Consider the following 12977-nt stretch of genomic DNA (forward strand, 5'->3'; position numbering starts at 1 on the left):
AAAGCATTTTTAGGAGAAATTAAATGATAGACGATCCCTTAGTAAAATCCTTATTAACCAATGTTGTGGAAGATGAAAGCAATTTACCTATTGTTCAGGCATTAATTGATGGTGTTGAAACAGATGAGGCAATTGCTGAAAAAACTGAAATTAAATTAAACATCGTTAGAAAAATCCTTTACAAACTTTATGATATGGGATTGGCTACCTACAAAAGAAGTAAAGACCCGGAAACACAATGGTTTACTTATTCCTGGAAATTTGAAGAACAGGAAGTGATTAATCATATTAAAAGCGATTCAGAAGAATATCTAAAAATGCTTAATAAGGAACTGGAAAAAGAAGAAGATACAATGTATTTTGTATGTCCTCAAGGACACATCAGACTTGATTTTGAAACTGCTACAGAATATGATTTCATTTGCCCGGAATGTGGTGAAGAATTAGAATTCTTTGATAATACTAATCTAATTAAACAGATAAAAGATGATATTAAAACTGTTGAAAGCAACTACAAATCTTTCACCAAAAAGGTTGATGCTTAAGATAACATGGAATTGAAAATTTTAAAACAAGAAGAAACACCTGAAAATGTAATTGAACATTCAAAAGCAGTCTGTAAAAAAGCCATGAAAATAGCGGATAATTTTAAAGATGCCGATAAAGATCTTATTAAAAAGGGAGCATTATTGCATGATATTGGCAGATCCAAAACTCATGGCATAACCCATGCTGTTGAAGGGGCCAAAATAGTTAGAGAATACGGTTATCCTGAAGAGGTTCAAAATATTGTAGAAAGACATATCGGAGCAGGCCTTAGTGAAGATGAAGCTATTAAGCTTGGCCTTCCTAAAAAATCTTACATTCCACAAACAATTGAAGAAAAAATAGTTGCACATGCAGACAATCTAATTAGCGGAACCAAAGAAGTGGACGTTGATTTTGATATTGCCAAATGGAAAAGAAAAATAGATGAACCTGAAGAAGATATTAAACGATTAATTGAACTAGATAACGAATTAATAAAAGCATTTGAGGATGAATAAATATGAAAGTAATTTGTTCAAGTGAAGAGTCATTATACCGTCCGGAAGCTGTAAGATGGCGTCAAAGAATGGAGTTAATGAAACCTCTGGGAGATACCGTTGTTTTATTGCCCTGCAGTATGAAAAAACCATATTCAAATTCCAAGTCTCATCAAAAATTTAGAAAAGTAAGCAGATCATTTCAAGAACTCATAATAACATCACCTTTCGGAATCTGTCCAAGAGAATTAGAAAATACTTTTCCAATCCAGTCATATGATGTTGCAGTAACAGGTTCATGGTCTCAGGATGAAATAGATGAGTCAGGAAAGCTACTTGAGAAATATGTCAAAGGCAAAAATGTCATAGCTAATGTGCATGGAGGCTATGAAGAAGTCTGCAGACAATATCTTGACGAATGTACATATACATGTAAAGACGGACGTCCAACATCCCCAGATTCCATTTATAATTTAAGAATGGAACTTAAAGAACATAAAAGGAATAATAGACGAGATAAAGTTTTAAATGAACTTAAATCAATAGCTACTTACCAATTTGGAAAAGAGGGAAGCAAACTTATTCCAGAGGATGTTAAGACAAAAGGAAGATATCACAGAAAAATCATCAGCAATGGAAAACAACTTGCTTTATTAAATCAGGACACCGGATTATACAGACTTAATTTAGCAGGTGGAGAAATATTAAAAGATTTGAATATTAATGTTGTTAACATTGACTTTAATTTAGAAACAAATACTGTCTTTGCTCCGGGAATTAGAAAAGCAGATCATAACATCATACCTAATGATGAAGTAGTTGTTGTTAAAGATGATGAAGTCGTAGGTGTCGGAAAGGCAATATTAACCGGCCGTGAAATGGAACAGTGCACAAACGGTATCGGTGTCAAAATAAAACATAGAGTGAAAAACAACTAAAAACTCTTATTTTTTAAAAATTTAAATTAAAAAGTCTTTTAAAATTGAAAATGTATTATAAAATTTAGGCATATCAAAATATAGTTATTAAATGCTTAAATTTCCTTATTTTATTATTAAACAAGCCATAAATCCAAATAACTACTTATAAATATAACAAAACCAAATACTATTAACAAGTTTAAAAATTAGGAGAAAAAAGATATGTCAGAAGATTTAGTAAATGATATTAAAAATGCTGTTTCAGTAATTAATGACCCACACATGGGTGTAAGTATTGTAGAAATGGGTATTGTACAAGACATTATCGTCAATAATGATGAAGCAAAATTAATTATCAAACCAACAAACCCTGGTTGTATGAGTATTGTCCGTATTGCTGCTGATGCAAAAACTGCAGCTGAAAATGTAGATGGCATCAACAAAGTTGAAATTCAAGTTGAAGGCCATGCTATGGCAGACTCAATTAATGAAATGTTAAACAAATAATCAGTGAAAAAACTAGAATAACCGAAAAGGTTATATATAGTAACAATCATAAGTATAAGTGTTGCTTGTATCATAGCGACACATTATCATAGGCTAGTGGCACAGCTTGGTTAGCGCGCTCGGCTGATAACCGGGAGGTCATGGGTTCGAATCCCATCTAGCCTACTTTAAAACTAATTTTACCAACTAACTTTTACCTATAATTTAAAATACTAATTTTTATATACTAATTCTAACTAAAAATTACATTAATGTACAAAAAGTTGGAATGATGATTAAAATGTGGGAAAAGATTAACGAAAAATTCAAAAAATATCCGGCACGTATGAAAGTAGCCGAAAAAATGATTGAATTAGGACTGTCTCTGAACAATGACGGGAAAATATATTGCGGCAATCTTAAAATAAGTGACAAAGCATTAGCTATTGCTGCAGATGTTGACAGACGAGCTATTAAATCAACAATTGAAATAATTCAAAATGATGAAGATCTATTTAATATTTTCAGCAATGTTTTGCCTGCTGGAACTCTTTTGAAAAACATAGCTAAAAATTTAAATCTTGGAGTTATTGAAATAGAAGTCGGATCCCAAAATGAAGGAATACTGGCTGCAATTACAAAAATAATTTCAAAAAAAGGTATAAACATAAGACAGGCTTATGCTGAAGATAACGAACTTGAAGAAAATCCAATTCTCACAGTAATTACCGAAAATCCAATAGATAATGATTTAATAAGTGAATTTTTAAAAATAAAAGGAGTAAATAGAGTATCAATTTACTGATTCAAATCAGCCATTCTGGCTTTTTCCATTTCTCTATCTTCTTCTTCAAGAACTTCTAAAAGTTCTTCCCAAGCTTCTAAAGATTCTTTAGCAGCTTCTTCAGATAGTTTTTCTATTGCATAACCGGCATGAATAAGAACATAATCACCAATCTCAACATCAGGCAAGAGATTAATTTTTGCTTCCTGTCTTACTCCTCCGAAATCTGCAAATAAACTTTCTTTTTCTCTGTTGATTTCAACAACCTTAGCAGGTGCTGCAATACACATAGTTTTTCTCCCTCTTGTAAAATTAATTCAAAAATATAATATATTATCTATAATAAATTAAACCTATATATAATTATCTATGAGGTTGTATAAATGAAAAATATTGTTATCGGATCAGGACCTGCAGGGAGATTAGGGTCTTTGGAACTTGGAAAATTAGGCAAAGAAGTTACTTTAATTGAAAAAAACCATATAGCTGGAACCTGCCTAAATGAAGGCTGTATGGTTATATGTGCATTAACTGACATTACCAAATTCATTGAAAACAATAATAAGTTTAATAGCTATGGATTCATTAAAAGTCAGCTCGATATTTCATATGAAAAAATAGTGGAAAAAATCACCGAAACTCAAAAAATGCTCAGAAAAATAAACGAAGAAGAAAACAAAGGTGCTGGAAACAATATAGTTTATGGTGAAGCTGAAATAAACGGCAGTCAAGTTGAAGTAAATGGAGAGTCCTTTGACTGGGACAATTTATTAATAGCTACTGGTGCACGTCCTTTTATTCCGGATATTCCCGGCAGCCAATACGGTTTAACCAATAGGGATATTTTGAAAATAGATAAAGTTCCTGAAAAATTGAATATTGTCGGCGGAGGAATCATAGCTGTTGAAGTAGCCAATATTTACTCAACTCTTGGAAGTGAAGTCAACATAATAGCCAGATCAAAAGCACTGAAAGAAATCGACAGCGACATTAAAGATTACATTTTTAAAAATCTCCTTTCTGAAATAAATATTCTAGAAGAAACTGATGTTGTTGAATGCAAGAAAAACAAAGTAATTACCAATAAAAATGAAGAATTGGAAGGAGTTCCTTTTTTTGCAACAGGAAGAGTAGCAAATTCAGAAATAGTCAGGGATATTGTTGAGTTAAATCCTGACAATACCATCAAAGTTAATGAAATGATGGAAACAACCAAAGAACACGTATATGCAGCAGGTGATGTTACTGGAGGATATCAGTTGACACCAGTAGCTAGAATGGAGGGCATAACAGCTGCAAGGAATATGGCCAACTACCCAAATAAAGTTGTTTACCATGCAATTCCTCAAACATTAAGTTTGAACACAGAAGTAAGTTTTGTTGAAGATGAAAAAAATAACTGTTCCGAAGAGGATAAAGTTGATATTGGAATTCCTGGAATAGCAGGACCTGGAGCATTCTGGAAAATATTAAGCGGAGATACAGGTTATACAAAAATATCCTTTGATAAAAAACAAAACAAAATTAAAAAAATAAACTCCATCTCACCGTCTTCAGTTAGTGATATTGCATATTTATCATATTTAATGCGAATAAACTCCCCATTGGATGAATATGGAGACTTTTTAGAAATACATCCTTCAACAGATGCAAATTATAAAATTATAAAAAGTATGTGGTTGTAAATTTATTTAACCACATCAATTATTTTTTGAGCCAAATTGGATTTGGTTTCCAAAGATTCTTTAGCATACTTAACAGCATTCTTTTTAAGTTCGTCAAACTCATCAAATGCCCTGAATATATTGTCATTTAAACTGTCAAGGTCAGATTCTATAATGGCTCCTTTAAAGACACCCGCCATATTATGATATCTTCCCCATTTTACTTTTGTTAGTGTTACAATAGGAAGTTTGGAAGCCAGTGTTTCTTCAAGCAATACACCGTCATCTGTTAAAACTGCCAAATCAATATAAGTTAATAAGTGACTCATCCAGTCAATATAACCCAAATAAATTACATTTCCATCCAGATCATCCAAATATCCTTCTTTTAAAGGCAATCCAACCAATAAAATATTATACTCATCAGAGAATTTGGCAAAGTTATTAGCTCCTTTTATTATTCCTTTAAATATTGAAGAACCTGAAGAAAACAGTATTGTTTTTTTATTTTCATCAAATTTCGGAGATTCTTTTAATTTTTCAAGAGCAATATCAGGATTACCATTGCCTACTCCTTCACTTAAAGGATATAAAGTGTGATTTATATTTTTCGGAAGGTGTTCAGGCAGAAAATACTTCATTTCAGGCAATGCATAACATTGATTAAGTTTAGGACATATCTTAGAATCCAAAGGAGTGGAGATTATTGATACTCCCGGTTTACCAGCTAATTTAGCACCAACAGAACCTACAATAGCTCCTCCACCAATAACTCCTACAACAATATCAACATCCAGTTTTTTAATAAGGCTTCTTGCTTTAAATGTTGCAGTCAACATTTTAAATGCTGCTTTAACAGATGAAGCTTTTGTTGCTGCATGGCCTCCGGCCTGAGGAATTTTTATTTTATGCCATGTTCTGCCTTTTTTCTTAAATAATAAACCTGGTGCAGACTCATCCAGAGCTATTTCACATTGAACTCCCTTGGCTTCAAGACCTTCAATTATATTGTATGCTATAACTGAATCTCCTCCAAGTCCCCTACCAGTAATTACAATTAATGCCTTCATAATATTTTAACTCCCGTCAAGTCTTACTTTATATGATTTTTTCTGTTCATGACTGCCATGAGTTGGAGCATAAGGATTATAAAGAAGTCTTCTAAATCCTAATTTTATCAAAGTCGGATTTTCCACATCATACTGTTTTGTTTTTAATATGATTCTTCTGAATAAATCTCCCAATCCGCCACCAGTTAAAACATCCATGAAGAAATCTCCAAATGTCGGATTTAAAATGCCCAATCTTTGGTTGAAAAATACTTTAAGAGTGCTTCTTCTAACAAATGCTGTAAGACATACAGTCACAAAAGATAGTGCAATTACCCACCAGAATCCTCCGATTAAATAGAAACAAATTCCCAATGCAACTGCAAATGAATGGTTTCCAACTTCCCCCAACATGATTTTTCCAGCAAAATCCAATGGAGAATATGCTATACAAACAATTATCAATAATAAAGGAGTGTAAATAGCAGGCAATTCTGAAACTTGCGGAGATCCGACAATCAGCATACAGATTATACTTACAACAGACATGATGACTGTAACCATACAGGTTGATCCCGGCTGCATATCAGAAATGTTAATAGGCTGTACCAGCAATGCAATGAAAATTGAAGATAAACCCATTCCGGAATAGAATCCTGCAATCATAACAAAAAGCATTCCAATACCTCTGAAAAGTTGACCCCACTCAATACCAATTGGAGAAGGAGTTCTTCCCAAAACATCATCCAAAAATGCAAAAAGACCCATAATTAAAACTAATGTATTATATTCCGGTAAGAAAAAGAAACACAATATAATAAATGGAACTAAACCTATAGCTCGAGGAATTCCACCACGTACATTTGGATACAAGTTACCCAAATAACCTTTTTTACCAAAAAAGCGAAATACCATATTTAAAACCAGTGAACCTACAGCTGATAAAATAAATACAATAATAAATGCTTCAATCATACCTGTATACAACATGTTAATCACAGTTTTTCATTAAAAAATATAGTCATTTTTTAATATTGTTACTAGTTATAACTTATAATAATTAATATTATATAAATCTTTATTTAAAAAAGAAATTAAGCTATTTCATATCTTAAAATAGCTGCCATACTACCCAAACCTTTAAGTTGCTCCCCACCTTCATGCTGGCTACTGATAACCATTACTTCACCATTCATATTTTCAACCATGTCCATTAAATTTCCCATATCATTAATAGCTACTGCAGAATCCAGTACCAATAACTGTTTAACTGCACCAAGGTTTATTGCTTTAACAGTTTCTTTTTCACCATAAGCCACTTTAGATGAATTCTTACCTATTTCTTCAAGAAGATTGTTGATGGCAACCATTTCACTGGCTACCCTATTTTCCACAGTTAGTTTCTCAACAGTCCCTTTTTTAAGAACTTCATGAATTCCAACCCTTCCTCCAGAACCTGTACTTTCAATAATTGCCTTATCAGCTAAATCCTTATGCTTATTTTTAATATAATCATAAAAATCATTTTTAACAAAGCCCGGTCCTGCAACTACAATATTTTGAATATCATGGAATTTATTGACTGATTCAATGACCTTTTCATAAAACTGGGCGATTGCCTTTGATCTGTTTTTATCCACAATGCGCTTTCCTGAAACAGAACCTTTAATCGGACCATAATATTCAATACCGAACTGTCTCATCAAACCTAAAGTAGCTGTGTCATCCTCCAAAAGAACAATGATTGCAGCTAATTTTTTAGATGCTTCAATAGCCTGATTGAGTCTTTTTAGTGCCCAGTTTGCCCACTTTTCCTTTTTAATGGTTATTGGAGTGTTAAGTTTAACTTCAACTGTATGGTGTGAACCTAAAGGAATAAGATCTTCCGGACCTTTTGTAATTACCCCGGTAAGCCTTAATTTTCCGGTAAAAATATGAAAAGTAATATTTTCAACATCAATTCTTAAAGTAAATGTTTTTTTGACCCCTCTGTCACTTCTTAATTTATCTCCAGTATTGTCCTGAATACGTCTGGTAGTTTTGGAAGATACACTGTCTCCAACCTCTACAATATGAGACAAATGCCACAAATCATCAAGAGTTTCTGGAACTAATGTCACAATTCCTTCTTTTTTATCCTGTTTTACAATTTTCATATTTCCACATCTAAATTATTTATATATCTGATAACTTAAATTATTAATGATTGAAATGAAAGTTGGAATAATAGGCGGAAGTGACGGTTTGGGAAAAACCCTCATTTACTTTTTAAGAGATGATTTTGACGTAATCATAAGTGCAAGAGATCACAAGAAAGGAAGAAAAATAGCTAATGAATTAGGTATCGAATATATCGAATCAAACACACAGCTGGCTGAAATGTGTGATGTCGTAATCGTATCTGTCCCTATTCATTTTACACCTGACGTTATTCGTGAAGTGGCTCCATTTATGAGAAAAGAATCCCTGATGGTTGATGTAACTTCCGTTAAAGAAATCCCAAGTCAGACTATGAAGGAATCACTGCCTGATGATATTGAATATCTTCCAACACACCCAATATTCGGTCCGAGAACCACAGAACTGGACAATCAAGTAATTGTCTTAACTCCAGATAAAAAAGGAAAGTGGTTTAATAAGGTCTACAATTATTTGGATAATAAAAATATGAGAATAATCGAAACCACCGCTAAAAAACATGATTATATGATGAGCATTGTTCAGGTTTTAACTCATTTTTCATTTATTTCAACTGCATCAGCTATGGAGAAACTAAAAGTAGATATTGGAGAAACTGAAGACTTTGAAAGCCCAATCTACAATCTCATGATTGATATGATTGCAAGGATTGTAGCGCAAAATCCTTATTTAACATATTACATCCAGTCAATGAACAACAACGGTCCCCAAATAAGAAATACTTTTGCCGAAGCTGTTAACGAACTCAGAGATGTTATAAATAATGGAAATGAAGACAAATTTGTTGATTTAGCTATTAAAGCTACTAAAAATATGGGAGACATTAGCGGAGCACTGGGTAGAAGTGATAAAGCTATCAATTCACTAAATCATGAACACAGCTTACTGAACCAATCCATCGGCAAAGAAATAGGACTGAAACATATATACTCCAGAAAAATTCATGTCGGCATTTTAGAAAGGGTTGACAAAAATACGGCTATTCTAAAAAACGGGAACAAAACTAAAAAATTAGTTGTAGCAAACATTGAAGTTTTAAGTGACAGCGAACTTTATGACTGGAAAGTTAAAAATTTAAATAAGAAAACTGAATCAATAAGTTGTGTTTTCCCAATACGTGTTGATAAACATGTTATTTTAGATACAATAATCAATTTGGACAATATAATTGATGCTAAAATCACTGATGTTTACCAAGGCCCTCAAATTAAAAAAGAGGATGTCAGTTTAACTTTTGAGGTTACCGGCCTTTACAAAGACAGTATTGAAAATGCCAAATCTTTATTAACAGGATTTGGTGGAATCATAAGATAAATTAGTTCGTTTGAATGTATACGAAACAAATTTATTATCACAATACTTTATTAAATTACTTCTTTTTATGAAATAAAATAATAAAGTTGTTAATTTTTAAAATAAAACTTTAAAAAATATATATTAATTTATTATAAATAATTTATCTCTTTTTTAAATAAATAATGCTCAATAATTAATTTTTGATTTTACACTTGAACCGAAAGCTTTATATAGTAACACATATCAATATATAATTGTTTCTAAGAAAAGAAACATAAAATAAGCAAAAAAAAAATTATTATATTATTTTTATTATTTAGTGAATTTAAAGGAATTTATCCTAAGCATGTAGTTTTTTAAAACTATATAGTGCGCCATTTAAAAAAAGGAGATGATACCATGGCACAAAATGAAATTACTTTAAAAGTAGCTGAAGCTCTTTCACAAAGAGATATCGGTCAAGGAATCGCAAGATTAGACCCAAAAACCATGAGCGATCTCGGAATTAATGAAAGAGACCTTATCGAAATTACTGGTGACAAAAAAACAGCAGCAATTGCCCTACCTTCACAAACCGACATTGGTCTTGGAGTGATAAGAATTGACGGATTAGTTCGTAAAAACTCAGGAGCAACCATCGGCGGAGAAGTAACCATTAAAAAAGCACAAGTTATTGAAGCTAAAAAAGTTGTTCTTGCACCAACTGAAAACAACATTCGTGTACAAGGAGATGTACGCGGATTATTCCAAGGAAAAGCAATGGTTCAAGGAGACATTATAGGGTCTCAAATCAGAACCAGACCAACCAGCATGGGAATGGGATTTGACAGCATATTTAGTGATTTAATGGATTTCTCACCAATGAAAGAAATTAAATTTGCTGTAGTGTCCACCAAACCGGCAGGAATTGTTGTAGTTGGACCAAACACCGAAGTGGAATTACACGAAAGTCCTGTAGATGTATCCAACATCGAAGGTGTAACTAATTTAGTTGATGTAAGCTATGAAGATATCGGCGGTCTTAAAGATGAAGTTAAAAAAGTTAGGGAAATGATTGAAATTCCTCTTAAAAGACCGGAACTCTTTGACAAATTAGGAATTGCACCTCCAAAAGGAGTGTTAATGCACGGACCACCAGGTACAGGAAAAACATTACTGGCTAAAGCAGTAGCCAGTGAAAGTGATGCTCATTTCATTGCAATAAATGGGCCTGAAATCATGAGTAAATATGTTGGCGGATCTGAAGAAAACTTAAGGGAATACTTTGAAGAAGCAGAAGAAAATGCACCATCAATTATATTCATTGATGAATTAGATGCTATTGCTCCAAAAAGAGAAGATACTCAAGGTGAAACTGAAAGAAGAACTGTAGCTCAACTTTTAACCTTAATGGATGGTCTTAAATCCAGAGGACAAGTTGTTGTTATTGGTGCAACCAACAGGCCGGATTCTCTTGATCAAGCATTAAGAAGACCTGGAAGATTCGACCGTGAAATTGAAATTGGTGTTCCTGATTCTGAAGAAAGGGAAGAAATTCTTGAAATCCATACAAGGAACATGCCTCTTGCAGAGGATGTGGACTTACATAAACTAGCCAGTACAACTCACGGATTTGTAGGAGCAGACTTGGAATCATTATGTAAAGAAGCAGCAATGAGAGTTGTTAGAAGAATTATTCCGGAAATCAAAAACGATGAAGAAATTCCAGAAGAAGTTCTTAAAAAAATCGTTGTTACAAACGATGACTTTAAATCAGCTTTAAAAGAAATTCAACCTTCTGCATTAAGAGAAGTTCTTGTACAAGTACCTAATGTTAAATGGGATGATGTAGGTGGACTTGACGATGTTAAACAAGAGTTAAAAGAAGCTGTTGAATGGCCATTAAAACATCCTGAAAAATTCGAAAAATTTGGAGTAAAACCACCAAAAGGAACCTTACTTTACGGAGTTCCAGGTACAGGAAAAACATTACTTGCAAAAGCAGTAGCCAGTGAAAGTGAAGCTAACTTCATCTCCATCAAAGGTCCTGAATTACTATCCAAATGGGTAGGTGAATCTGAACAAGGTGTAAGGGAAGTATTTAGAAAAGCAAAACAAACTGCACCTACTGTAATATTTTTCGATGAAATCGATTCAATTGCAAGTACCCGTAGTGCAAATGACAGCGACAGCGGAGTAACCAAAAGAGTAGTAAATCAATTATTAACTGAAATGGACGGTTTAGAAGAACTCGAAGATGTTGCAATCATTGCAGCAACCAACAGACCGGACATATTAGATGCAGGTTTAATGAGACCTGGAAGATTTGACAGACACATCAAAGTTGATTTACCAAACGAAGATGCAAGATTATCTATCTTCAAAGTACATACTGAAGGTATGCCACTAGCTGACGATGTAAGTCTTGAAAAATTAGCTAAACAAACTGACGGATATGTCGGAGCAGATATTGAAGCAGTATGTCGTGAAGCAGCAATGTTAACTTTAAGAAACAACCTTGATGCTGAAAATGTACCTTACAAATACTTTAAAGAAGCTCTTGAAAAAGTCAAACCATCTAACAGTCCTGGCGATCAGGTTCAGTATATCTAGATAGGGAAGATTAAATTTCTTCCCTATTTTTTTAAAACAATCGTAATACTTTTTTTAAAATTAATAATAAACAGTAAATTTTTAACATAATGATTAACTAATATAAAAATCATGAGTGAACATATTGTTGAAGCAATCGGATTAAGTAAGGTAACAATCAAGGACGGAAAGGTAATTGATGTTAGCGAACCTAAACTGAATTACTGTCCATTATTTCATCACCACAGAGGAATGGAAAAAATAACTAAGAAAGCTATTTGGGACAATATGCAATTTAGAATCGATGATTTTGGAATGTGTACATCAAATAGACAGCTTAGAATGAAAGATTTTCTTTCTTTTGGAATTTCTGAAATTTTATCCACATTAATTAAGGAAAATGTAATAGACTGTGTAGTAATGGTTTGTGAAGGTTGCGGAACATTAATAGTAACTGAAAGTGAATTAGTTCAAGGTATTGGAGGAAGAGTCTCAGGACTTGTTAAAACTAGCCCGATTCCTGAATTGTTTGACCAATTAGGCAGAAAAAATATTTTAGAACCTGAAACTGCCAAAATTGATCAGACAGAAGGAATCAAATTAGCTATCAAACAAGGTTATAAAAACATAGCTGTAACAATAACATTAGCCCAGGACTGTCTTAAAATCCGGGAACTTAAAAAAGCACATCCTGATGTAAATATTTACACATTTGTCGTGCATACAAGTAACATAACTAAAAAAGAAGCTAGAATTCTTTTTGATGAATGTGATGTAGCAACCGCCTGTGCATCCAAATACATTAGAGAAATTGGAGAAGCTGAAAGTTTAAAAACAGTCGGCCAGTCAATTCCTATTTATTCTAAAACTGAAAATGGTAAAAAATTCTTAGAAATGAGGCTGGAAAAAATTGGCGGGAAAAAACCTAAAAAAGAAAATCCAAAAATACCTGATCCATTATTATAAACTAACTTATGAGGGGA

Annotated in this window: 13 protein-coding genes and 1 tRNA gene; 10 read left to right on the top strand and 4 right to left on the bottom strand. The window is 32.8% G+C overall.

Features of this window, described 5'->3' with window-relative positions:
- Positions 1-23 precede the first annotated feature (23 nt).
- The 6 genes from tfe to MSM_RS03180 all read left to right on the top strand — a co-directional run bounded on the left by tfe (position 24) and on the right by MSM_RS03180 (position 3236).
- A complete protein-coding gene (gene tfe / locus MSM_RS03155; RefSeq protein ID WP_004032383.1) occupies positions 24-545 on the top strand; it encodes a transcription factor E in 522 nt (173 codons plus the stop codon).
- A gap of 6 nt (positions 546-551) precedes the next feature.
- On the top strand, positions 552-1046 hold the full coding sequence (locus MSM_RS03160) for a TIGR00295 family protein (RefSeq protein ID WP_011954013.1): 495 nt from the start codon (positions 552-554) through the stop codon (positions 1044-1046).
- Between the two features lie 2 nt (positions 1047-1048).
- Positions 1049-1963, top strand: coding sequence for a DUF5591 domain-containing protein (locus MSM_RS03165; protein ID WP_011954014.1), 915 nt, complete (start codon positions 1049-1051; stop codon positions 1961-1963).
- A gap of 204 nt (positions 1964-2167) precedes the next feature.
- Positions 2168-2452 carry an iron-sulfur cluster assembly protein gene (locus MSM_RS03170; protein WP_004032386.1) on the top strand — a complete coding sequence of 95 codons (285 nt, stop codon included), beginning with the start codon at positions 2168-2170 and terminating at the stop codon, positions 2450-2452.
- 90 nt (positions 2453-2542) lie between these two features.
- Positions 2543-2617: transfer RNA gene (locus MSM_RS03175), tRNA-Ile, on the top strand.
- Positions 2618-2720: 103 nt separating this feature from the next.
- Positions 2721-3236 carry a hypothetical protein gene (locus MSM_RS03180; protein WP_004036521.1) on the top strand — a complete coding sequence of 172 codons (516 nt, stop codon included), beginning with the start codon at positions 2721-2723 and terminating at the stop codon, positions 3234-3236.
- Here the strand turns inward: MSM_RS03180 and MSM_RS03185 are convergent.
- The gene (locus MSM_RS03185; RefSeq protein WP_004032388.1) at positions 3230-3505 is read right to left on the bottom strand and encodes a HypC/HybG/HupF family hydrogenase formation chaperone; all 276 of its coding nucleotides are present in this window, start codon (positions 3503-3505) and stop codon (positions 3230-3232) included. The two genes, MSM_RS03180 and MSM_RS03185, sit on opposite strands and share 7 nt — an antisense overlap.
- 93 nt (positions 3506-3598) lie before the next feature.
- Between MSM_RS03185 and MSM_RS03190 the strand changes: the two genes are divergently transcribed.
- A complete protein-coding gene (locus tag MSM_RS03190) occupies positions 3599-4900 on the top strand; it encodes an FAD-dependent oxidoreductase (protein ID WP_011954015.1) in 1302 nt (433 codons plus the stop codon).
- 2 nt (positions 4901-4902) lie between these two features.
- Here MSM_RS03190 and MSM_RS03195 read toward each other — a convergent pair whose 3' ends face one another.
- The 3 genes from MSM_RS03195 to MSM_RS03205 all read right to left on the bottom strand — a co-directional run bounded on the left by MSM_RS03195 (position 4903) and on the right by MSM_RS03205 (position 8084).
- Positions 4903-5949: a glycosyltransferase gene (locus MSM_RS03195; protein WP_011954016.1), complete on the bottom strand. Its 1047-nt coding sequence runs from the start codon at positions 5947-5949 to the stop codon at positions 4903-4905.
- 6 nt (positions 5950-5955) lie between these two features.
- Positions 5956-6918 (bottom strand): hypothetical protein, encoded by a 963-nt coding sequence (locus MSM_RS03200; RefSeq protein ID WP_004032391.1) that lies wholly within the window; start codon positions 6916-6918, stop codon positions 5956-5958.
- Positions 6919-7022: 104 nt separating this feature from the next.
- Positions 7023-8084 (bottom strand): mRNA surveillance protein pelota, encoded by a 1062-nt coding sequence (locus tag MSM_RS03205; protein ID WP_011954017.1) that lies wholly within the window; start codon positions 8082-8084, stop codon positions 7023-7025.
- 46 nt (positions 8085-8130) lie between these two features.
- Here MSM_RS03205 and MSM_RS03210 point away from each other — a divergent pair, with 46 nt between their 5' ends.
- The 3 genes from MSM_RS03210 (at position 8131) to MSM_RS03220 (ending at position 12960) form a co-directional block, all read left to right on the top strand.
- Positions 8131-9441 (top strand): prephenate dehydrogenase, encoded by a 1311-nt coding sequence (locus MSM_RS03210; RefSeq protein WP_011954018.1) that lies wholly within the window; start codon positions 8131-8133, stop codon positions 9439-9441.
- 381 nt (positions 9442-9822) lie between these two features.
- Positions 9823-12015 carry a CDC48 family AAA ATPase gene (locus tag MSM_RS03215; protein ID WP_011954019.1) on the top strand — a complete coding sequence of 731 codons (2193 nt, stop codon included), beginning with the start codon at positions 9823-9825 and terminating at the stop codon, positions 12013-12015.
- Between the two features lie 111 nt (positions 12016-12126).
- Complete coding sequence (locus MSM_RS03220; protein ID WP_011954020.1) at positions 12127-12960, top strand: methanogenesis marker 8 protein; 834 nt, start codon at positions 12127-12129, stop codon at positions 12958-12960.
- The last annotated feature ends 17 nt before the right edge of the window (positions 12961-12977 follow it).

Origin of the sequence: Methanobrevibacter smithii ATCC 35061 (assembly GCF_000016525.1) — an archaeon.
Taxonomy (GTDB): domain Archaea; phylum Methanobacteriota; class Methanobacteria; order Methanobacteriales; family Methanobacteriaceae; genus Methanocatella; species Methanocatella smithii.